General features: G+C 52.2%; 20 protein-coding genes and 2 tRNA genes. 9 read left to right on the top strand and 13 right to left on the bottom strand.

Annotated features, from left to right (window positions below):
- Nucleotides 1-12 precede the first annotated feature (12 nt).
- A complete protein-coding gene (locus tag TPEN_RS01810; RefSeq protein ID WP_011752029.1) occupies nt 13-321 on the top strand; it encodes a 50S ribosomal protein L21e in 309 nt (102 codons plus the stop codon).
- A 14-nt stretch (nt 322-335) separates the two neighbouring features.
- Here TPEN_RS01810 and TPEN_RS01805 read toward each other — a convergent pair whose 3' ends face one another.
- The 9 genes from TPEN_RS01805 to TPEN_RS09670 all read right to left on the bottom strand — a co-directional run bounded on the left by TPEN_RS01805 (nt 336) and on the right by TPEN_RS09670 (nt 4,613).
- Entirely contained in the window at nt 336-1,670 is a 1,335-nt protein-coding gene (locus TPEN_RS01805; RefSeq protein WP_011752028.1) for a tRNA pseudouridine(54/55) synthase Pus10, read from the bottom strand.
- Nucleotides 1,654-2,283 (bottom strand): DUF655 domain-containing protein, encoded by a 630-nt coding sequence (locus TPEN_RS01800; protein ID WP_011752027.1) that lies wholly within the window; start codon nt 2,281-2,283, stop codon nt 1,654-1,656. The genes TPEN_RS01805 and TPEN_RS01800 overlap by 17 nt, the downstream gene beginning before the upstream one ends.
- Before the next feature lie 26 nt (nt 2,284-2,309).
- A complete protein-coding gene (locus TPEN_RS01795; protein ID WP_245534203.1) occupies nt 2,310-2,633 on the bottom strand; it encodes an Rpb4 family DNA-directed RNA polymerase subunit in 324 nt (107 codons plus the stop codon).
- Between the two features lie 106 nt (nt 2,634-2,739).
- Nucleotides 2,740-3,015, bottom strand: coding sequence for a hypothetical protein (locus tag TPEN_RS01790; protein WP_011752025.1), 276 nt, complete (start codon nt 3,013-3,015; stop codon nt 2,740-2,742).
- Between the two features lie 20 nt (nt 3,016-3,035).
- Entirely contained in the window at nt 3,036-3,395 is a 360-nt protein-coding gene (locus tag TPEN_RS01785; protein ID WP_187146342.1) for a hypothetical protein, read from the bottom strand.
- A gap of 85 nt (nt 3,396-3,480) precedes the next feature.
- Nucleotides 3,481-3,590, bottom strand: a tRNA-Leu gene (locus tag TPEN_RS01780).
- A 110-nt stretch (nt 3,591-3,700) separates the two neighbouring features.
- Nucleotides 3,701-3,988, bottom strand: coding sequence for a 30S ribosomal protein S17e (locus TPEN_RS01775; protein WP_011752023.1), 288 nt, complete (start codon nt 3,986-3,988; stop codon nt 3,701-3,703).
- 66 nt (nt 3,989-4,054) lie between these two features.
- On the bottom strand, nt 4,055-4,315 hold the full coding sequence (locus TPEN_RS01770; RefSeq protein ID WP_011752022.1) for a histone family protein: 261 nt from the start codon (nt 4,313-4,315) through the stop codon (nt 4,055-4,057).
- Nucleotides 4,316-4,483: 168 nt separating this feature from the next.
- A tRNA-Asn gene (locus TPEN_RS09670) sits at nt 4,484-4,613 on the bottom strand.
- 238 nt (nt 4,614-4,851) lie between these two features.
- Here TPEN_RS09670 and TPEN_RS01760 point away from each other — a divergent pair.
- The 3 genes from TPEN_RS01760 (at nt 4,852) to TPEN_RS01750 (ending at nt 8,591) form a co-directional block, all read left to right on the top strand.
- Complete coding sequence (locus tag TPEN_RS01760; RefSeq protein ID WP_011752021.1) at nt 4,852-6,780, top strand: carboxypeptidase-like regulatory domain-containing protein; 1,929 nt, start codon at nt 4,852-4,854, stop codon at nt 6,778-6,780.
- Between the two features lie 24 nt (nt 6,781-6,804).
- Nucleotides 6,805-8,121 carry a M56 family metallopeptidase gene (locus TPEN_RS01755; RefSeq protein ID WP_011752020.1) on the top strand — a complete coding sequence of 439 codons (1,317 nt, stop codon included), beginning with the start codon at nt 6,805-6,807 and terminating at the stop codon, nt 8,119-8,121.
- A gap of 125 nt (nt 8,122-8,246) precedes the next feature.
- Nucleotides 8,247-8,591 carry a hypothetical protein gene (locus TPEN_RS01750; RefSeq protein ID WP_148677886.1) on the top strand — a complete coding sequence of 115 codons (345 nt, stop codon included), beginning with the start codon at nt 8,247-8,249 and terminating at the stop codon, nt 8,589-8,591.
- A gap of 621 nt (nt 8,592-9,212) precedes the next feature.
- Here TPEN_RS01750 and TPEN_RS01745 read toward each other — a convergent pair.
- Nucleotides 9,213-10,289 carry a transglutaminase domain-containing protein gene (locus TPEN_RS01745; protein WP_011752017.1) on the bottom strand — a complete coding sequence of 359 codons (1,077 nt, stop codon included), beginning with the start codon at nt 10,287-10,289 and terminating at the stop codon, nt 9,213-9,215.
- A gap of 190 nt (nt 10,290-10,479) precedes the next feature.
- Here TPEN_RS01745 and TPEN_RS01740 point away from each other — a divergent pair, with 190 nt between their 5' ends.
- From TPEN_RS01740 to TPEN_RS01725, 4 genes are read left to right on the top strand one after another with little or no spacing between them, the layout of a single operon-like run.
- Nucleotides 10,480-12,285 carry a V-type ATP synthase subunit A gene (locus tag TPEN_RS01740; RefSeq protein ID WP_011752016.1) on the top strand — a complete coding sequence of 602 codons (1,806 nt, stop codon included), beginning with the start codon at nt 10,480-10,482 and terminating at the stop codon, nt 12,283-12,285.
- Nucleotides 12,282-13,700, top strand: a complete 1,419-nt coding sequence (locus tag TPEN_RS01735; RefSeq protein WP_011752015.1) for a V-type ATP synthase subunit B — start codon at nt 12,282-12,284, stop codon at nt 13,698-13,700. The genes TPEN_RS01740 and TPEN_RS01735 overlap by 4 nt, the downstream gene beginning before the upstream one ends.
- A gap of 4 nt (nt 13,701-13,704) precedes the next feature.
- Nucleotides 13,705-14,307, top strand: a complete 603-nt coding sequence (locus TPEN_RS01730) for a V-type ATP synthase subunit D (RefSeq protein ID WP_011752014.1) — start codon at nt 13,705-13,707, stop codon at nt 14,305-14,307.
- A complete protein-coding gene (locus TPEN_RS01725) occupies nt 14,308-15,198 on the top strand; it encodes a V-type ATPase subunit (protein ID WP_011752013.1) in 891 nt (296 codons plus the stop codon). It begins immediately after the preceding gene.
- A 146-nt stretch (nt 15,199-15,344) separates the two neighbouring features.
- Here TPEN_RS01725 and TPEN_RS01720 read toward each other — a convergent pair whose 3' ends face one another.
- From TPEN_RS01720 to TPEN_RS01710, 3 genes are read right to left on the bottom strand one after another with little or no spacing between them, the layout of a single operon-like run.
- A complete protein-coding gene (locus TPEN_RS01720; RefSeq protein ID WP_011752012.1) occupies nt 15,345-15,701 on the bottom strand; it encodes an ATP synthase subunit C in 357 nt (118 codons plus the stop codon).
- A 51-nt stretch (nt 15,702-15,752) separates the two neighbouring features.
- Nucleotides 15,753-18,584, bottom strand: coding sequence for a V-type ATPase 116kDa subunit family protein (locus TPEN_RS01715; protein ID WP_011752011.1), 2,832 nt, complete (start codon nt 18,582-18,584; stop codon nt 15,753-15,755).
- Between the two features lie 52 nt (nt 18,585-18,636).
- On the bottom strand, nt 18,637-20,163 hold the full coding sequence (locus TPEN_RS01710; protein WP_011752010.1) for an acetate--CoA ligase family protein: 1,527 nt from the start codon (nt 20,161-20,163) through the stop codon (nt 18,637-18,639).
- 277 nt (nt 20,164-20,440) lie between these two features.
- On the opposite strand from TPEN_RS01710, the gene TPEN_RS01705 reads away from it, so the two are divergent.
- A complete protein-coding gene (locus tag TPEN_RS01705) occupies nt 20,441-22,360 on the top strand; it encodes an anaerobic ribonucleoside triphosphate reductase (RefSeq protein WP_011752009.1) in 1,920 nt (639 codons plus the stop codon).
- Nucleotides 22,361-22,368 lie beyond the last annotated feature (8 nt).

The following is a 22,368-nucleotide window of genomic DNA, read 5'->3' as shown; positions in this document are numbered from 1 at the left end:
GGGTGCAGTACTATGCGGCATTCGCATGGGTACCGGAACAGAGGCAGAAAGCTGTTGCGCAAGCATCCGCGGAGAAGGGGTTACGGGGGTCTTAGCAGGCTAATGTACGAGTACAACCCTGGAGACAGAGTAGTAATAGACATTGACCCCACGTTCATAGAGACTGCGCCGCACAGGCGCTATCAGGGAAGGGTAGGCCGCGTAGTTGAGAAGAGGGGCCGGGCCTACGTTATCGAGGTAGTCCTCGGGAGCAAGGTGAAAAAGATAATCACGACGAAGGAGCACATTAAGCCGTTGACTACTCCCCAGCAGTCCGCGTAGAATGTTAGCGAATTCTAGGCCGCAGTTTCTTCTATACTGACTACGTCGAGCTCTATGCTTAGGACGTTGTTTCCAAGGAACTCCGCTATACTCGGAGTAGTCCTCCCGTTATCGCCGTGTATGAACTCCTTCACGTAAAAGCCTCCCTGAGTTTCTAGGTAGAACTCTACCTCGTCTTGGGAGATTTTTCTCGCCTCCAACCTGTAGACAATCTTCTTCCTAAGCTTGTCTACGCGGCGGTGGAGAACCCTCGTAGGCGTACGCTGGTTAATAACTGCGTTGGAGAAAACCTTAGAGATCTCTGCAAGTTTCTCGTCGTCGACAGGTTTCTCGAACTTTACCCTGGCTACGTAGGCTTTCTTAGCTATTGATGCCAGGCTCTTCAGCTTCTTTATCGTTTTCCGGTCGGTGTACGCGAGGTCCAGAACCTCTATTAACCCCCCTGCACCCGAGTTTATCTTCTCTGCGAGAACCTTTAGGTCAATGTTTCGCTTACGCGGCTTCTTTATCTCAAGTACGAAGGGTCTTCCAGTTCCAAGCGTGCGCACGTCTATATCCTCTCTCCCGGCGGCGTGGAACTTCGCTTTCTCGGCCTCGAATAGTTCAAGTGCGGGTTTAACTATCAGCTCCTCTATACTTGTGTTGAACTTTATCCTCTCGTCGGGTTGCGGCCAGGGGTTTTGGGGTAGCCCTCTCGCGTACTTCCTATACCTACCGTACACGAACACGGGGGCCGGGTGAAGCTCTATTGCGCCCGCCGACAAGTCGACTATTATCAGCAACTCGCTATTGTTCCTAGAATACTCCTTCCCGGTCAGCTTAGAGATTATTTTCCCTACTTCCCTGCTCGCCTCGTTCCGTATGCTCTCCGCGCTCTCCAGGCCGTACCTGCGCCAGAGCTCTTCCTCCCGGCGAATCACCTCGGCGTCGATCCTTACGCCTACCTCGAACGTGTTAAACTCGTAGCTTTTCGCCTCTTCGACAGCTCTTAGCGCAAGCTCGTAGTACCTGCCCGTGAGCCCCTCGCAAATACTACACGCCTTGACTTCTACATCTTCTCCTGAAAGCTTTTTTAAGAGTTCCCGGGCGGGCTCGAACCCCGTCCTTGCCAGTACACGTAAGAGTTCCAGGTCTGCCTGCCTAGGAGAAGCCTGAAAAGCCTTCATGATCAGGAGTGTCTTGAGGGCACGTCCTCTTTCGGTGTTCGAGAGCCCGTAGCCTCTCAGACCGAAAAGCCTACCCGTGCAGGCGTCGCATAGAGAGTACCCGTCCAGTAGTATCCTCTCTACCTTGTCTAGCGCGTAGAAAGCATTATCCCTCTTGTAGCTGGCGCTAGTACCTGTACTCACGGAACCCCTCCCTTCTACCACTTCTAGCTACGGGTCCGTAAGGCGGGTTTACGAAGATATAAATTGTTTGAGGCTCTTTAAGCTCTTCGAGTATCCTTTCTACTATCAGCTCGACAGGGTCTATATCAGCTCTCGCCTTTATATCCTCGAAGGACTCGAAGGGCTTTCTCCGCCTCTCATCGAGTATCTTCCACAGCGTCCTTTTACCTATACCTTTGAGGAGCTCTAGCGTGTGCGCCTTCTTCGACAACGGCTGAGCATTGTTAAAAAAGTCTACGAACCTTTTCTCCTGAACCTTCACTATGGCCGTCACTGCTTCTACCAGGTTCGCCTTTGCAGTCGCAGAAAGCTCGTCGTACGTCAGATACCTGGCGAAGGAAAGCAACCTAGCTTCGCGCAGGTACTCCGATGAAATCCTGTCAAGGGGCTTGAGGGACGGTGCCTGGGGGGTTGTAGACTTCAGCTCTACGAGTAGAAACCTATACTCTCCTATAGTCTGAACAAGAGGGTACTTTATACCTCTAACTGCGTCGCCGTATGGAAGCATATCGAGTACGACTAGGTTCTCGTCCAGAGGTCTGTAGGGCTTTCTTTGATAATCTCCTCGGAACAATCTTCATCCCTCCCTTAATGGTTCTTCTACTCTGAGGACGAGAGAATCTCTATTATCCTCGCAAAGTCTTTATCCGTAAACACTTTGTTCAAATGCGAAACAAAAATCTTGGCCTCCTGAGGGTCTGCGGGCTTCACGTTTACTATTTGAACTGCGACGTCTTCCGGTATGTCAAACTCCTTCATGAGCCTCTCTACGAGGCTTCTCGCTGTTTGCGCATCGCGAACTTTCGAGAACTTTCTTAGGTACTCCAGGGTGTACCTTTCTATGCTGGTAAGCTCTCTAGAAGACTCCTCTTTCAACAGTATTTCTAACGCCTCTGCGTAGGTCAAGTTTTTCTCGGAAATCACTCGCGGCAAGATAGGCACCCATTGAATGTTCTTTTTCTAAATTATTAAATGTTTTTATCGCGTATTGTTTGCGCGTAGGGGGAGTGGACGCTTTGGGTGTGAAGGCTTAAACGAGCGTTGAAAGCTCCTCCAAGCTCCTCAACTCTTTCTCTTCTCCCTCTTTCTTTACGACGATCTTCTTCACGTGGAACGTAGCTAGAACGTCGGCTGGCTTTTTTACTCCGAAAGCGCGGGTCCATGGAACTATGTTCCCGGAGGGATCTACCGCCCGTATGAGCTTGTCTATCCGTATCCTGTATGGAGAGTTTTCAAAGAAGAACTCCACGGTGGAGTTAGTATTGCGAGCCCACTCCAGAATCTTCTCTACGGATACCCCGGGCATTGTAGCTCAACCTCGCGTGTTTATGCGGGGGCTAGCTTGAAGTATACTTTGTCGCCTACGTTGAACTCGTTGTAGATTTTCGGCGACTTCACTACTAGTTGTAGGCCTCCGAGGGATGCGTAGACCGCGCTTTCACCCTCCTTCTTCAAGTACACCTCCCCCTGCATCACTACACTCCACTCGTCGATAGAGCCAGCCTCCCTGGCAACCTCGAACACCACCTCAACCCCCTCCCTCAAGCCCAACCCAGCCTCCCGCAAAACCCTAACAGGAATCTCAACCTCCACCTCAACCCCATCCCCAGCAATCCCAACTCTCTCAACCAAAGCGTAGCCAAGCCTCCCAACACTCCTAACCACGCCGCGCATCAATCTCGCCATAACATTCCGCCTTAAATACTTCGCGTGAACGGGAAAAGGGAAGGCGTACGAACAGCTACACAAGAGTTGCACACGTGGGAGAAGGTGGTGCGGGGGCCGGGATTCGAACCCGGGCAGGCCAACGCCAGCGGATCTTAAGTTTGGGCCATACGTCCAGGCAGTCCGCCCCCTTTGTCCTGGCTCGGGCACCCCCGCCTGCAGGTACATGTTGAGAAGTTGTGCTGCGCCTATAAATTCTTTGCATGCGAAGCGGTCTATGCTTGAATCTCGTTCGATCTTCGTTGCAAAACTTCTTCGATGGCCTTTTATGCTGTAGAAGAAGTGGAGAACCCCTCGATGCGTCTAATGTACTCTTCTTCGTCAGTCATCGTTATTTCCTGGCGCATGCTAAGCCTTTGTTCTATGAGCTTCTTTCTTCGGACTAGACGAGTTATATAGCCAGCTATCTGGTTTCGTAGTTGCCGAGACGGGATATCCGCTATTTCCATTAGCTTTTTCTTGTTGAGTTCAAAGTCTACAGTGAATGCGTCTGGGTACTGCTCCACTAACATCTTCGCTGTACGCTTTACCAGCTTTGAACGGACGTTCCCCATGCCTACCCCCCGCTCTTCAACGTTGCTCCTTTAAATATTTTTTCGCGCGAGCGAAGTATGCGGGCTTTAAAGAGTCTGTGAAGAATGCGCTCTCTGAAGCCTCGAGATAGCAAACTTCACATCTTCGTCCGTTACTGTCCTCCTGTTTGCATGCCTAGAAGCCTCTATCGCCTCTAAGGCTATTTCCCTTGCAAGCTTCTCTAAATACTCCCTAAGGAAAACCACCGCGTCGTCGCTTATACGCTCAGCGCCCTGGCTGCGGAATATCCTTCTAAGAGGGGCTAAAGGGATCTCGTGTTGCCTAGTCCTCGGGCTTTTTTCGCTCATAAGTCTTCATGTTGGTTAACAGTTTTAAAGGTACTTTAATTTTTTGCAAAAAGAAACCGCGGTCGAGTAAGAGATAAAAAGAGAAACAAAAGAATCTGAACTCCCAGGAACATGCAGGCGACCCCAAACCTCGTGATGCTGTGCAGAAGCAGGCAAATTCGGGAGGAGTGGCGCCGGGGCCGGGATTTGAACCCGGGACCCTTCCCGCGCGTGCTACTGGTAGCACGCGGCTCGGTTAACAGCCGAGTGCTCTCGGCTCTCCCTAAGGCGGGAATCCACCTGGCTGAGCTACCCCGGCCCGGGAGCTACCCGAACTTGCATTGAATGCGCGCGCCCATATAAATCTTCCGCGATTTTTTACCGGCCATTTCTCGCGCGGCTTCTCGGCGGCTCTATGCAGGTATTCGAAGACTTTGAATGCAACAGGTAGCGTATGTCTCGGGGAGAAGAGCGCACGTAATACGTGTTTCTTACAGATGTTTTTCGCTAATGGCTGATTGAACGGATAATTACCGTGGTTTATCCCCTCTACTTTGATGCGAGGTATGAAGAAAATACTCGGCGTAGTGGTGTTAGCACTTGTCTTGCCAGTAATACTTGGGGCTGTCCTCGGAGAACCATCCTCCACGCCCCAGTTTTACGCACGTATAGACATCACGCTTAGTACCGAGGAATTCTTGACGCTCGACTTTGGGAGTAAGAGTATCATCAGCATAGCGGGGGCAGCAGAGCCTCCGGGCTTCAGTGTAGACAGGGTAGTCGTGGTCTTCCAGGGCGGAGCGCCGAGCGGGCTTATTCCCGTCAAGTACGACAGTATAAGCGAGTCAATGGGGAGAATAACCTCTATCTCTTCCCGTAGCGGAGAGGTAGTAGTAGCCTCCAATGGGTTTAACGGGACAGTCCCCGTGAGGGTCATAACGTACTTTAGGAAAACTTCCTGGAAACCGATTAAGGGCAACAACATAACCGTGGACACGTCAGAGTTTACGGGCCTCAATCTACCCAGCGTGCGCCTCAAGGTAACACTGGACAACTACGCCCCCTACAGCGTAGCGGGAGTACTAGGACCTTCCGGGGAAAACCTGTTAGACGTAGACTTGCAGGAGAAGCTGGGACCCAGCGTTATAAAGTTCGACCCGAAGCATGTAGAGGTAGACGTATCGAAGGTAGGCTTCGGCGTTTACACCGTTAAGCTTGCCCAAGGAGAGGAGAATAAGCTTCCCAACGCGATGCTCGTAGTGGAGGACACCTACATCGAAACGAGCGTTCCAGCTAAGTCCTCCAAAGTGTTTAACCTTAGAGGGCGTACAGGCTGGAACCCGCTAGGCTTCATAGTCGTAGTGTACTCCGTAGCCCCCGGACCCCTCTCTGCAAACGTTCGAGTAGAGTCTGAAATGACGAACTATGTGTTTAGCAGGGCGGAAGAATTCGATATAAGAGGGGCGTCCCTGCTCATACCTCCTCTGCTTATGCACTACTGGATAAAGGGATACATAGCGTTCGGCCAGGCGGTCAAGGTGGTTAACAACGAGAACCGCGACATCCAGGTGCTGCTCGTACCAGTGTACTACAAGGAGGTAGGAACGTGGACGCCTAGAGGATTAATAGCCACAATCTCGAAGGCCGATATAGGCAATGCGTACTCCGCGTTCCTGGTCGTGCAGGTACCGTCTATAGCCAGGATAACCTCCATCGAAACTCCAAGCGGGCAGGTATTGCAAGGCAAGGAGAACTACACTGGGGCGTGGCTCGGCACCTGGAGAACCGCCGTGATCGAGCCCGGCGAAGCCGCCGTCATGGTCAAGAACGGCGACGCCGTTGAAGACGGGACATACAAGGTCAACATTGAGTGGAGGCCGCTCAGAGTGAAGTTCGTGGACTCCAAGGGGTACCCAATCTCCGGAGTAGAAGCCACGCTTAAAGGCTCCGTAAGCGCCTCTGCAGTCAGCGGAGCGGACGGTGTCGCCACCCTGAATGTTTATGCGCCGGGAGTCTACACTCTGACCGGCGTATACAAGGGGTCAAATATAGCGTCCATGGTACTCGGTACGCTCATAGACACTGACTTGGAGATAAAATGCCCCGTGTACAACCTGAACGTCAAGGTCGTGAATGCTCTCGGAGCGCCGATCACTGGCGCAACGGTAACGGTTTCGAACAACGGTGGCTTTACGCAGTCCATGGAGACGGACGCGAGCGGGAAGGCACTCTTCCAGCAACTCCCCGGGGCACAGTATACAATCGAAGTGAACTACAAGAGGATATCCACTAAGTCTACGCTCACCCTGACCCAAGACCAAGATATAACGATAAACACGGGAGTACTCTTCGAAATCCCGTTACTTGGCCCCATAACAGTGATGGAGACGCTGACTCTCGGAGCCGCAGCACTGCTAACCTCCGCCCTATACTTCGGTGTCAGGAAGGGCAGAGAGGAGGAAGTGGCAGAGATAGAGATAGACTAAAGGCTTCGCGGCGCGACACGAGGTATGACCGCAGATAAAAAAAGAGAAGTTTTTCTTCCTCCAGCATGTTTAGAAACCCCTGGCTTGTTACGCTCCCTTGTTGAGGGTTTTTTCGAAAAGAACGGTTTTTCGAAGGAACCTATTAGCGGCAGCGTAGTCGTTTTTAGATCTTCGACAAAGGATGTCGTGGTAACGTGTAAGTTCTATAGCTACAAGGTAGAGCTCTTATCCAGCCATAAGGAGATGGAGAAAATTTCGCGCAAGGTTTATGGATACTTATTCTCGAACTGCGTGGCGGAGCCAGAAGTAGCTTTCATAGTACCCTTAGATCGTAGCGGTAACCCTGTGAGTATCTACTTCGAAAGCTGGGAAAACGTGCACCCGGCGCCCTCCATTGATACAGTAGCCGCTGTTTTTCCGCTTCTCTCATTCTTCTCAGTATACCTGATCGGAGTAAGGCTTCTGGAGGCGCTTTTGCTTTCTCCGCTTCTTTCCATCCTAGCGTTGCTACTGGTGCGGCTGTGGCTACGTATACGTGCTGTTAGAGTGGATGAAGGATCAGTAGTCGTTGTGAAAGCGAAGATAAGGCAGGTGGGTACTACTAGCGAGAACGTTTACTTCGCTAAGCTCGATTTAATTAGTTCTCTTCGTAGAAAAGAGGGTTTGAGCAAAGAACGGGTAGCAAATGTTCTCCACTACTGGGGCATACTGACGCGCGACGTTGAGCTTAAAACATACGATTTTCGCTCGATTTTTGAGAAACTGAAGCTAAGAAAGCCTCCAAGCATTTTCCTTCTCGATGACAAACGAAGAACAGCGCTTAGCCTAGGCTTGCCACCTGCGATTGCGCTGACCCCAGCACTGCTAGTTGATCTTTCGGAAGAAGAGCTCGCATCCGTGCTAGTACACGAAGCTGCCCACATAAGGCATAGAGACGCGTTGCGGGCGCTACTCCTTATCACCTCTGGGCTAGCCCTGGGAGCCCTCATCTACCTTTTTTCGTATTCAATAGAGTTGCTAGCTCTCTACGCTGTCGCCTCGTACATCCTTACATCTATGCTTTTGAAGTCCCTTGAGATAAGGGCAGACTTAGAGGCTGCGGAGGCTTTCCCTGAAGCTTACAGGAAGGTTTTAGTGAAGCTAGAATATCCTAGGCTCGTAAAGCCCACCTCGATGCTAGGCATAGTAGCGAGCATTCTGAATGTGTTTAGCTATCCTCCACCCACCGTTAGACTGAAGATAATAGAGGAAGGTTGTTCCGGAAAAGGGGCTGTAGCCGTAGCGAAGTGCTTATTACGTTGCTACCTATGTGGAGGCGGGGTAGAGGGAAAATCTAGGTAGACGCGCTTGCTCTTCGCCGTACTTTGACTGCACGCGACGCTTGTAGTATACTTGTAATATGTTTCATGGAAGGATTTGTTCGGAAGTATACGGCTAATACATCGGATTTACCAGTTATAGTCAGTATGAGGAGGCAAATCCGTGAAGCAATGCAACTAATCGAAGACGTTGCCCTCAACGAACAGTTACCGGAAGACGCGAGGAAAGCCTTATTGAAGGCTCTCAAGCTCCTGTCGCAGGCAGAGGATTCCCTAGTAGAGGTTAAAAGCCAGGTACGGGATATAACCTACACTCTCCAGGAGCTCGCACAGTCTCTCGGCCTCGACGTAAAGCTCTCAAACCCGAGGCTTTCAATTGACAGCGGCGAAGTGCTCGACCTCATAGAGAAAAGTGCTGTTGCGGAGCTAGAGATAGAGGACGAAAAAGCCGTTGTGAAAAAGCTCGTTACGCAGCAGGCGCCAGAAGCTTAACAAATATTAACCTTTTTATGCGCTTAGAGCTGGGGTTATAGTCTTGGCTCGCACGCCACGCACAGGAGAAAAGGCTGAATGGGAGAGGCTCAGGGAAAGAGCCAGGGTTCTCGCTTTCGCAGTACCCGCGGCTGGGCTGATCGCATTTCTTGTAGCGTTCTTTGTTGGAGGAAACTCGTGGGGAATCCTAGCTCTAGGCGTAGAAGTCGCAACTATAGGTGTGGGTCTCTATTTCACGTTCGAGGCCTTAGTCCGGGCCTATACCCTTAGGCTATACCATGGTCTAAGGGAAGGCGTAAAGCCCCCTCAGCCTCAGGAGGCTCGGCAACCCCCCGTAGCAACGGTTCCACCTCCGAAGCCGCTACTCACTACAACACCTCAACCACAGCCACAGCTGGTACGTAGACCGACGGAAACGACGGCGCCCCAAAGGGGCGAGCCCCTACTGACGAGGCCCCCCGTACGGGCAATAGAGTTGCCGCCCCCCTCTCCTGTAGAGGAGAATGCGGAGACGAAGCGATGCCCATACTGTGGCCGGGAGCTACCTTACGGGGATCTCCACATTATTTGCCCGTTCTGTGGGCGCGCCCTACGGTGACGTTTTCCGGCAGTAATGCTACCTTATTCTCTGTCGTCAGAGGCGTCGAGCCTCTTCCCCAGCACTAGGACGATGGCTACAGCGACTCCCAGGATAGACCACCCGAAACCCGCGTCGATTGTGCCTTGGTTTCGTTTAACCACGATGCTATAGTATACTTGCGCATCGTTGCCGGGGGCGTAGAGGATGAGGTAATCGTTCGGATCACTGTTTACAACTTTGTAGAGGATAACGACGCCATCCCTGTTGAGGGCAACAGCCCCCCTTATAGGGTCGCCCCCCACGTTTGCAGTAGCGTCTATGGGTACTCTGTACCCATCTACTTCTAGGACCGTGAAGACATGTGGGTATGCTCCCTTAATCAGGAAGGAGCTCCTAGCCGTACTGACATTTAGGTATGCCCCTTGATCTTCGACAAGAGAGTATACGAGGTAAGCGTTTAGCCCCTGAATTTTTAGCAACGCGGCTATGAACGCCGAGAAATCTCCGCATGCCCCTTTCTTTTCTTTTAGAAAGGCTGAGGGGCAGCTTATCCCCCCGTAGCTTTCCTCGTACTTTGCCTCGCTTAAAGCCCACCTCGCAACTTTATACGCGAAATCCACCGGCCCCGAAGCGTTAGCCGCGAGCCTATTAGAGATACTTCGCAAATCCCGCAAGCCTACAGCGGAGGTGTTACATCTCCAGAAGCTGTTGCGTGGAAGCGACCCTGCTCTAGTGGCTGGCCACGAGCTGGAAGCCGGCACTCCGAAGTAGCTCCTCGAATGCACAGCGTAAACCCTTACCCTTTGAACCAGGGTTACGTTAATGAAGCCGGTGTATGCTATCTCGCCGACATAAGGGTACTCGTTTCCCTCGTTGTCTACTTTGACGGTGAAGTTAACGGGCCTGGAATTTATGTAGAGCTCCGCGGATAGTCTCTCCTGATACCCTTGAATGGAGGGGGCTAGCAGAAGGTTTCTCGAGAAAACATCGATCGGCACTGTGCCGGCACCTCCCTTTGCTACGTACGTGGTTACCAGTATGTAGTCGCTGGAATTCCACAGAGTTAGTCCTCCCAGCGCCGAAACTACAAACAGTACGGCGATGCTCTTCCGGTACATCCTGCGAGACACGGATTTACCGCTTAATAAACAGTATGCAGTACGCGAAAAGAGTATCCGCTACGCACAGTAGTGTGCAGGGTATACTGCGACCTAATTACACGGTACACCGCAGCTTAAGCATGTGGTAAATAATATAAAGGATTAATCTCCCCTCTATTTCAACGAATCCAAACGGGAGGCATACGTTATGTCTGGGCAGAGAAAAGGGTACATAGCTAAAGTTTCGGGACCTGTAGTTATAGCTAAGGGTATAAGCGATATAAAAATGGGAGAAGTCGTCTACGTCGGCAATGAGGGCTTACTGGGCGAGGTTGTGAGAGTCTCGCAGGACAGCTTCGCGGTGCAAGTGTACGAGGATACCAGCGGGCTTAGACCAAAGGAGCCTGTCACCGCTACTGGAAAGCTGCTCGTCGCGGAGCTCGGACCGGGACTTATGGGAAGGGTGTTCGACGGAGTGCAACGCCCGCTTAAAAGCATAGAGGAGCTAGTGGGACCCTTCGTGAAGAGAGGGGTGAAAGTCAACCCTCTACCCCGCAACGTGAAATGGCACTTTAAGCCATCGGTGAAGGTAGGGGACAAGGTTTCAAGCGGGGATATAATAGGCGTAGTTCAGGAAACGCCGCTCATAGAGCACAGAGTAATGGTGCCTATCGGAGTAAGCGGTAAAGTGAAGGAGGTTGTCCCCGAAGGAGACTACACGGTCGAAGACCCCGTTGTTATCCTTGAGTCTGACGGCAGAGTTGTAGAGCTGACCATGAAGCAGGAGTGGCCTGTGAGGCAGCCGCGCCCCTACAAGGAGAGGTTGCCCAGCGAGGTTCCGTTGCTCATCGGTCAGAGGATAATTGATACTTTCTTCCCCATAGCCAAGGGGGGCGCCGGCGCTATACCCGGAGGGTTCGGCACCGGCAAGACTGTAACCTTACACAAGGTTTCGATGTACAGCGATTCTCAGATCGTCGTATACATTGGGTGCGGTGAGAGGGGTAACGAGATCGCGGAGATGCTTAAAGAGTTTCCTGTGCTCGTAGACCCGAAGTCCGGTAGACCGATCATCGAGAGAAGCATCATAATTGCAAACACGTCCAATATGCCGGTATCTGCGCGTGAAGCATCGATATACATGGGAGTAACTATAGCGGAGTATTACCGCGACCAAGGATACGACGTAACGCTCATCGCCGACTCAACTTCGAGGTGGGCGGAAGCGCTGAGGGAGATTGCCGGCAGGCTCGGCGAGCTCCCCGTTGAAAGGGGGTACCCGGCCTACCTGCCCGACAAGATCGCCGAGTTCTACGAGAGAGGAGGAAGGGTCAAGGCGCTGGGATCCCCTGAGAGGAGCGGGTCGGTTACCGTTCTTGGAGCTGTGTCCCCGCCTGGAGGGGACTACAACGAACCCGTGACTATCCATACGCTTAGGTTTGTAGGTACGATGTGGGCGCTTGACACGGACCTGGCGTACAGGAGGCACTTCCCCGCGATTAACTGGTTGAAGAGCTTCTCTCAGTATGCCGACATAATTGAGAGGTGGTGGGTGAAGAACGTGTCTCCAGAGTTTCCGAAGTACAGGAGGAGAGCCCTCCGCCTGCTAACGGTTGCCAGCGAGATCGAGGCGATAGCGTCGGTTGTGGGGGAAGGCGCTCTGCCGGACGACCAAAGGCTCATACTGCTAACCTCGGAGATAATCAAGGAGGGCTTCCTGCGGCAAACGGCTCTCTCAGGCGAGGACGTGTTCTGCAAGCCTGAGAAGCAGTACTGGCTCCTGAAAATGATGATGGACTTCTTCGACAAGTCATATGAGTTGATTAGAAAGAGGGTTTCGATAGAGGAGATACTCAGAATGCCGGAGATATACGAGATGATGAGGGTGAAGGAGGATGAAAGAGGACTCCAAGCTGTCAAGGAGCTCTACGAAAGGGTTATGGCTAAGCTGGACGAGATAGCTCAAAGGCACGGTGTAACACTAGCTGTTGAAGCTGAAGAGGTGGTTGCATGATGGACGCCCAGATACTTGAGGAAGTAGTTCGAATGTACCCCGGCAAGGTCTACAGAGGTGTGAAGGAGATTCGAGGAAGCCTCCTGATAGTTGACGGCATCGAGGAAGCTGCCTATGACGAAGTCGTGAAGATATACGGCAAGGACTCCCGCGAGAGGTTTGGCCGTGTACTCGAGACGAGCATAGGGCAGGCAGTGGTACAGGTTCTGGGCGATAGGGAAGGGCTCGAAACGGATACTCTCTTAAAGTTCACGGGGTCCACCTTTAAGATCAGAGTCTCGGAGGACGTTATCGGAAGAGTGTTCAACGGTAGATTTGAACCGATAGATGGGTTACCGCCCATACTTTCCGGAGAGCTGAGGGAGATAACCGGCGAACCCATAAACCCAATCTCGCGCGAGTATCCTCATGACTTTATACAGACAGGAGTAAGCGCCATTGACGGCTTATTCAGCATGGTTAGAGGCCAGAAGCTACCAATTTTCAGCGTGTCCGGACTCCCGCACAACCTTCTGGCGGCACAGGTCGCCAGACAGGCCACAGTGAGAGGTGAAGGCGAACAATTCGCGGTCGTTTTCGCGGGCATAGGGTTGAGGAAGACCGAGGCCGAGTTCTTTCTAGAGCAGTTCAGGGAGACAGGTGCTATTGAAAGGCTGGTAGCGGTTCTCAACATGGCAGACGACCCGGCCGTAGAAAGGCTGATGACTCCCAGAATAGCGCTTACAGTAGCGGAATACCTCGCTTTTGACCTCGACATGCACGTCCTGGTAATAATGTCCGACATGACGAACTACTGCGAGGCTCTCCGAGAGGTTAGCTCGGCGAGGGGAGAAATACCGGGAAGGCTCGGGTACCCGGGCTACATGTACAGTGACCTAGCTACGATTTACGAGAGGGCCGGCGTCATAAAGGGCAAAAAGGGTAGTATAACCCTCTTTCCAATATTAACGATGCCGGGCGGTGACCTCAGGCATCCCATACCTGACCTCACCGGGTACATAACCGAGGGGCAAATCTTCCTGTCTCAGGAGATGTATGCCCAGGGAATCTACCCGCCTATCAATATTCTGCCGAGCCTAAGCCGTCTCATGAAGTCGGGCATAGGTCCCGGGAAGACGCGAGAAGATCACAGGTATCTCGCAGACCAGCTCTACGATGCATACTCCAGGGGAGTCAAAGCGCGCGACCTGGCGAGAATCATCGGCGAGATAGGGCTCAGCGAGCGGAATAGGAGGTTCTTGAAGTTCGCGGAGGAATTCGAGAACAAGTTCGTAAACCAAGGATTCTACGAGAATAGGAGCATCGAGGAGACCCTCGACCTCGGGTGGCAAGTGCTCTCCATACTCCCAGAGGAGGAGCTCGTGAGGATACCTCAGAAAATCATCGAAAAGTACCACCCGAAGTACAGGTCGTGAGCATATGGCTCTACAGGAGCTTGCTTTCTTACCCGCCTCGAGGGGTACTCTACAGTACCTGAGGCGGAAGCTCGACCTTGTAAAGAGGGGGAAGAACGTTCTACAGATGCGGCGCGACCAACTAGCAAAGGAGCTTCTCGCAATAATGGACGAGTTGAAGAAGAGACCCGAGGCAGAGAAGCAATTCATCGAGGCGGCTAGGACAGCGGCGCTCATGAGGATGTCTAGGGGGGAGTACGAGTTCAGGTCGATGTCCTCGCTCGTAAAGCCCCCGAAAATAACGCATGTTTTAGTAAGCTATCAAGGGGTGCCTGTTCCCCAAGCCAGGGTACAGGAAGAGCCCGACTGGTCGAAGCTACTGGATCCCGATTACCGCAGGGTAGTAGAAACCCTATGGAACGCCGTGAAGACTATGATCGACGTTGCCAACAAGGAGGTCGCCGTTGAGAAGATAAGCGATCAACTACTCTACATTAACAGGGTCGTTAATAGCCTGGAAAAGAACGTGATACCCCAGCTAGAGTCTGCTCTTAGACGCGTGGAGGAACGCGTAGTCGACGAAGAACTAGAGGACTTTGTGCGGGTAAAGCTACTAGGGGGGAGGTAGGTGGAAGAGTACGTAGCCGTAAGGGCTCACGGTTTAAAGTCAAGGTTGCTCAGCCGCGAGGACTACGAGCAGATAGTAGAGGAAACGCGCGATATATCGAGCTACCACGAGTACTCGATAATAAACGAGAAAGACACACTGGAGGAAAAGCTCGACAAGATATACAGGGTATACGTCTCCAGAATCACGATCCTAGCGCAGTCTTCGAGCGAGCTTGCCCCCTTCTTCTATGCCTTGCTGGACAGGCTAGAGTTTGAAAACGTGAAGATACAGTTGAGGAGCATCCTGGGCTACGCCAGACCGGTCATCTACTACCCCTACGGCAGGCACGTAGGACCGGCGAGGCTCTCTGGTATAAGGTCCGAAGGAGCTCTCTGGGATTCCCTACGGGAAGCCGGGATACAGGGCGTAGAGAAGTTAAAGTTCACGACGGGGCTCGTAGCAGAGAGGGAAGCCTTTGTAGACTTCCTTTACATAGCACACCTAATGAGCCAAGTTAGAGCTCTACGTATATCTAGCTCGGCAAAGGATGCTCTATTAGAAGCACTGGAAGAAGAGGCAGGCTACATGCTAGCGTATTGGAGCAGGGTTCTAGGACTCGAGAATCTGCATCCATTCTTAAGGATCCTAGGCCTTCAGGGGGTCGCCCCGAGAGAGCTGGGAACCAGCGGCTCGACGACGGACCTTCTCAGACAGGCGCTCGAAGAGGTTACTCGGCGCGTCGTAAAACCCCTTGAGAAGAAATTCCCGGTATCCCTACCCTATGCCTATGCATTTAACCACTACGCGAGGCTAGAGGCGTCAAACCTCGAAAAGATACTTCTTGGAAAGTCCATCGGCTTGCCCAAAGAGGTAATCCTGAGAAACCTCGTCTTCTACGACTCTCTCTAATTCAAAAGCTAGTTTCCGTCAGCTAACGCGGGCTATTATGGGGAGGTTCGGAGAAAAATGAACATCATGCGTGTGGCATATTCAATTAAGGATGCCTAGAAAAACCACGTTGTTGTATAGCTTTCGCGCCAGGCTTTAGACGACTTTTAGATTTTTCCCAGGATTAGTATCGCGAGTAGCAAGCCGTAGACAGCTATTCCCTCCGCAAGGCCACCCATAATGAGCATCCACGTAGTTAACTCTGGCTTTTCAGCCACCGCGGCGAAACCAGCCGTGGCAACGCTTCTCAGCGCAATACCCGATGCTATCGTTGAACCAACCACAGCTATGGCTCCGGCTAGTAGCGCTATGGCATCAGGCAGTTCGAGCTTTTTTGCGGCTTCCTGCCCCTGCACATTGTAAGCAGTAGCCCTCGAAATCGCGGAGGCCATGACAGTCGTAGCTAACACTACTATTGCTACGTTTACCGCTAGCAACATGTATGCAAGTCTCTTTTGCCTCATACGGTTTCGTGAAAACTTTGAAACACCTATAAAAATGTTATTTAGTAGTAATTACTGACTACTTTCGGTGACAAACCTTATGCGCGTTGAAATAGGTTTGAACTCGACGCCCACTCCTTTAAAGAACTTCGTTGAGAACTCGTAGTATGTTAGACGCATCGCTTGTATGCCCACGGCGAGCCCCTCTATACCGAGTACTAGAAGGTTCGCCACCGCGTAGCTTGCGATCTCGCCAACGGAAGGCGTCAGGTTTTCCGCGAGTATCCCGAAGGCCTCGTGCGCCATAGCGAATGCTGCAAGCCTTATGTACGAGAGGGAGTTAGCGGGTAGCGCTATGATCATCTCTATTACCTCGCTTACCGCATGCATGATCTTCTCTTTTTCACCCCCGTGGATGGATTCGTACAAGCCGTAACCCAGCACGCCTAGAATCGACGCGAGAATGGCTAGCAAGAAGGGGGTTAGCGACGGAGAGGAGAGCACCGCCAGGTTAAAGCCTGTCGTTGCGAGGTTGTATGCTACCACTACTCCCGAAAGGTAGAAGAGTAGCCCTAAGCCGCCCATGCCGCTGAAAACAGCTCCTATATTGTCCCCCATCCTCCACAGATTAACCATGTTCAGCGCCATAGCGACTACGAGTTGAGCCACGCCGAACCATAGGGCCACCGCTATGATTTCGTATATGTCGTGTATGGGTGCGATGATGGGGTGGGCGAGCGGCTTTAAAAAGAACATGAAGCCATAAACAGCGCCGAAAACCATGCTGGAAATACCAGCCATCAGTGAGAGGGCTCCCAGCGTGGCGGCGCCCTCGCTGGTTATTCCCAGCAACCTGTACTTGGTCTTAAGTAACCACGCACCGAAGGCTGATAGGACAAGTCCTTGTCCTATGTCTCCGAACATCATTCCGTACATGACAACGAACATAGCTGTGAATATCAGTGTTGGGTCTATCTCCCAGTATGCCGGCGTCCCTCTCATAGAGGTCAGCGAGTAGAGATACTTCTTTAGCCCCCTTCTCTCGATGTACGTAGGAGCTCCGGCAGACCTCGGTACCTCCGAGTACTTGAAGTAGAGTAGCCGCGGTACTTTCCCTCTAAGAGAGTCTTCCAGTAGACCGACGTACTTAACCGGTACGTAGCCTTCTACCACTACTATGCGCCGGCTTCTAAATATGCGTACCTCGCTGAGTAAGGGGTGCGCTCTGTACATTGCCTCTGTTACGGCTTTGTACGATAGGATTTCTGCAAGCCTTCTACTGACACTGACGAGCGAGGTCTCCAGTTTTCTTATACTATCTGCCAGAGCCTCCGAGGGAAGGCTCTTCGCAACGTTCAGTTCTTCCTCAAGGTGCAGTATTTCTTCAGACGTCTCGTCGGCTAGCCCGATTAACGTCTTGAGGTAGACGAATCTGTCCCCCTCCGGTATGCTTTTCTGCTCGACCCCCCTCCTCATTTTCGCTATATAGCTGTATACTTCGCGGAGTTCTTGCTCTCCAAGTTCCTCCAGTACCTTCTTCACGTCGACTTTGAACTTCCTTAGGCTTTTCGAAATGATGCTGGAAAGGATACTGTTCTTCGCCGAGAAGATGCTTCTTTCCAGCTTTGCCAGAGCTTCTTCCAGCTCCTTGCTTGGGTCTGAGATTTCGACGACGCTTGCCCTGAATTTATCGCGTAGGAAGTTGGCGTAAGCCTCTTCCAGGGTTTCTGCGACCTCGAATACAACTGCTATGACTCCTCTTTCACGGAGTTCTCCCACAACCTTAGCACCATAGATCTCCGGGGCGGAGGCGATAGCTTCCTCCAGCTTTTTATCCCCGGCGGATACCACGAACGCTTTCCCAGAGCTACCGGAGAGCATGGTGGATCTCAGTAGTTTTCGTATAACGAGAAGCCTGTTGAGCTTTTCAAGCTCCATCCTCTGTGCCGCCGCCTCTTCCTGGGAGAACAGCGATGAGAGGAGTTTTTCGAACTCTCCGGGCTCTACTGGTTCATCGATCAGTATTTTACGCGAAAGCTCGCAGATAGCTTTCTTCACACCGTACTTAGCAAGCAACATTTTCTTTTCCAAGCAGAAACGGTACCCGAGTAGCAAGCCCAACGTGTCGTAGAATATTTTTTCGAGCTTGTCTACCTGCTTTTCAGAGTTCTCAATTGCTCTTAGCGCGTTTGAAACTATCTCTAGGCGCGTTGCGTGCTCGAATTCGAACGCGTCTCTAAGAACGCTGGAGACCTCGATTATAATGTCTATTATCTCCTTCCTGATCCTTGTTTCCTCTTCCTCGAGTCTCCTCAGAACAGACTCCGTTTTATCGAAGAACCACGAAGGTAAGGCTATCTGCAAGCCATACTTAGCCTTCAACGCGTTAACACTGCTCGCTTTGTCAGAGCCATAGATTAAGACTAGTATGTGCTTAGCGTGGGACACTCTACTCCTCCTAACGATCGCGCCTGCTCTCAGGAACTCATGTACAGCGTCTGTGACGTTTTCGTCGGATACGAAGACGTAGTCCGTTACTATTCCGAGCGACTCCCTTCCGAGTCTGTCGGGAGAAATCCCCATGCCGTCCAGCCTTTCCACAACTACGCGCATTTCCTCTATATTTCTCAGCTCTGCGACTTTGCCTTCGAGTTTCGAGAGAAGAGGGTCTCCCTCCCTTAGAATTCTCCTGGTAACCTCGAGAGCCTCCTCCACGTTTAAGTTCGCGTAGTTAACTCTTCCCTCTAGAACGTCCACGTACAGCGAGGGCAGTGCGCTTCTCTCACCACCAAGGCTTGGCTCTAGGTGAACTTCGCCTATGCTGGCTAATGCATCCAGCAACGCTACCTCGTATTCAGCGGGCGCCGCCACCCTGAACCTAGCAACTTTCTCTGGTACCAACACGTGCGCTCGGCGTAACTAATAGGGAACGACTATAAAAGCACTACTGTTTGTATTATGTAGAATTATTTTTATGCATTTGCAAAATGTTCTTTCGTTTAAAGTCCAAATACTCCTGCAGATAACGCCCGAGCGCTCCGCGAGAAGACAAGTACTTGCCGTATCTGACCAGCGCGCTTAGCGATTTGACTGCTCTTTCCGGCGTCGGGTAAGACGGAACACCCATAGAGTCGAACTCCTTTCTTTCCAGTATAGCCGCCTCGCTCCACCCCGTGTCCACCGCGACGACGGGCTTAGCGTAGCCTGCCGCAAGGCGTGAAATCTCGCGTGCAAGCTTAACGGGGTCGGGGATACCCGGTACTTGGTGAAGCGCAAGTACTACAACGGCGTCAACTTCGTCCGATTCAAGCAGTATCCGGGTAGCCTCGACGAACATCTCGCTCGTAGCAGAACCCGTGAGGTCAACGGGGTTAGATAGCTGGGCGTACCTCGGGAAGATTCCCCTCTCTCTAAGCTCCTCGAGCTCTCTCCTTGCGTTGCCCTGTAACTCTGGGACTTTGAGTCCGAGCATTTCGGCGATGTCCGTGGCCATTACGCCGGCGCCCCCGCCGTCCGTGATTATCCCTATTCTTTCGCCACGTGCGGGTGGTTGCATAGCTAGCGCTTTGGCGTAGTCGAAGAGTTCTTCTATATCGTTAGCCCTGATAACGCCGCTTCTCCTGAACGCTGCATCGTACACCTCGTCTACGCCGGCTAGGGCTGCTGTGTGGGATGCCGCTGCTCTGCGTCCTGCCGACGTCCTTCCGGCCTTAAGGACTACCACGGGTTTCTTCAAGGTAACTTTCCCGGCAACCTCGATGAACTCTCTTCCCCTCTTTATGTTTTCAAGGTAGAGGAGTATAACCCTCGTCCTGTCATCGCCTCCTAGGTACTCTACCAGCTCTACCTCGTCCACGTCTGCCTTGTTCCCGATGCTCACGAAGTGGGAAAGCCCTATGCCTTCTCCGTACATATAGTCGAGTGCCGCTGTACCCACGGCTCCGCTCTGCGATATTAGCGCTACAAAACCCTTTGAGGGTCTAGGGGCGTTCAGAACTTCCCTTCCGTCTTCGAGAACCTTTGTGTAAGGTAGAAAGATCGTGTCAACACCACTCCACGGAGAGTAGACGCCGATACAGTTGGGACCTATAATCCTGATACCGTGCTTTTTAGCTGTCTCAGCGACCTCTCTCTCAAGGTCACTTCTACCTATCTCGCTGAAGCCTGCAGAGATTATAATCGCCGCTTTAATACCCTTTACTCCTAGGTCCTCGATCGCCCTTTTAACGTGTTCGGCGGGAATCACTATAACTGCTAGATCGACCTCTCCGGGTATGTCCTTGACGCTGGGGAATACTTTTTCTCCAAGGATGTAGTCGGCTTTAGGGTTAACGCCGTAGACAGGCGCCTTTAACAATCCTTTCTTCCTGTTTTCGAGTAATACTCTGAATATTACATGTCCTGGCTTCTCTTCTTCGCGGGAGGCGCCTACAACTACTACTCCTCTAGGGTCAAAGAAGGGCTTAAGGCTTTCGCTTGTCATAGTTCTCCCACAAGTCTACGATCTCTTTTCTGCGATTTATTATTAATGTCAAGGTGTGCCAAGGAACGTCCCTGCACAGGATGCGTATGCACAACGAGAACAGTTGTACCAGCTCCGCTTGGTTCATGTGATATATTCGCGTAAAGGTCAATGAGGAAAATTTGTAAAAGTTTGAAATGTTTCATTAAAATATCGTGTTTTTACAACCAGTATAAAGTTTTACGAACATTTCCCCCTCTGTAATATCGCGCGGAAAAGACTCTCGCCTTAGACCTCGATGACGGAGATTGTGCAGCAAAAGAAATCCCTGGTTAGAGATCTAGAAGAGTCGTACCTCGCTGGTATAGACTGGGAGAGGAATGAAAATGCTAACCACAACGTCAGCTACAGTAACTTTAGGAATTACTTATTTGAAAAGCTCGTGAAGTCTAAGGAAGTCCTCTCCGAATACCTTCCGCCTCTCGCCATTGAGCAACACTATAGAGGAGACATCCATATACATAAACTGCCGGACAGCCTTTGGATTCCCTACTGCGCCGGGTGGAGCTACAAAAAGATACTCCAGCTTGGCCTTAAGACTCCGACTATAATCTCTGCCCCTGCCAGGCACTTTGACACCGCTGTGGCACACCTGGTGAACTTCTTCTTCATGGGTGCGCAAGAGTGGACGGGAGCACAAGCGGTGAGCGCCTTCGACCTATTCGTGGCGCCCTTCGCGGAGGGCGACGGGCTCTCCAAGGAGAGGATAAAGCAGACTCTGCAAGGTATGCTCTTCGAGCTGAATTACCCAGCCCGCGCCGGGTATCAAAGCCCGTTCACAAACATCACGCTGGTCATGGATACCAGCAAGGATATGCTTGAAGGGGAAGCCATAGTGGCCGGGAAGAAGGCCGGAAGTCTCGGCGACTACATAGAGAAAGCCCTCGCCGTGGACGAGGCCCTCTTCGAGCTCTACGCGGAGGGAGATGCCGCTGGACAGCCGTTCACTTTCCCGATACCCACCATAATGCTCACGAAGAACTTCGACTGGAACGGCAGAAGGTGGGGAGAACTCACAGACAAGATATTCACGGCGCTTTCAAGGAAGGGATCCGCGTACCTGCTGAACGGTTACGCTAGCAACGTGGAAGCTCTCTACGCCATGTGCTGCAGACTAACGATAGACGTCAACCACGTGATGGGCAAGTCGGGAAACGGCTCGCCGTCCTTCAGCCTCAAACTCTCACGTGCAGACGAGGAGGACGCCTTCGAGAAGTTCATGAAGTCTCGAGAGAACAGCAGGACCTACGGTATATGGGCTCTGCCGGACGCTACTGGGAGTATTGGGGTCGTCACTCTAAACCTGCCGCGCCTCGCGGCGCTCAGCAAGGGCGAGTGGCCGCTCTTTGAAGAGTTACTAGACTCCTTGCTGAAGAACGCGAGGGACGTGCTACTCACATGGAGGAAGAGGTACGAGAAAACACTGGCGGCAGGCCTCATGCCTCTAACAAAGACCTACCTAGGCCACTTTAACCACCACTTTAACACTATAGGGGTGATAGGGCTCCCGGAAGCCGCCGCGAACTTCATGAGGAACCCCAAGGTGTGGTTCGAGGGCGGCGTCGGGGAGTTACAAGAGGCGGTGGAGATAGAGAAGAAGATGGTCTCACTGATAAGAGAGAGAGCCTCGGAGCTGGAGGAGAGGGACGGGTACCTCTACAACGTCGAGGAGATCCCAGGTGAGAGTACAGGCTACAAGCTGGCGCTCGCCGACCTGCAGCTCTTCAAGGAGGAGCACGCCAGGGGCGAGGTGCTGATACCGAGCGATGGGAAGGCGCCGTTCTACAGCAACAGCGTGGTCCCGTACTACGCCGACGTCCCGATGTACCAAAGGGCGATATGGGAGGGGTACGTCCAGCAGGAGTTCACCGGCGGCGTCATGATGCACCTGTTCCTACACGAGCAACCCGACCCGAAAGCGCTACGGAACCTCGTGTACAGGATTGCTACGAACACGAAGGTAGTATACTTCAGCATAACTCCGACGATAACTGTCTGCAGGAAGTGCGGCAGGAGCACCACCGGTTACCTCGACGGCTGTCCTCACTGCGGCTCCAGCGAGGTGGAACACTGGAGCAGGATAGTGGGGTACTACAGACCAGTTAGCAACTGGAACCCGGGTAAAAAAGCGGAGTTCAAGCTAAGGGTAACCTACTAGGCCGGGAC

It is taken from the genome of Thermofilum pendens Hrk 5, assembly GCF_000015225.1.
GTDB lineage: Archaea > Thermoproteota > Thermoprotei > Thermofilales > Thermofilaceae > Thermofilum > Thermofilum pendens.
The sequence above is the reverse complement of the archived record's forward strand: the minus strand, read 5'-3'. Positions and strand labels throughout refer to the sequence as shown.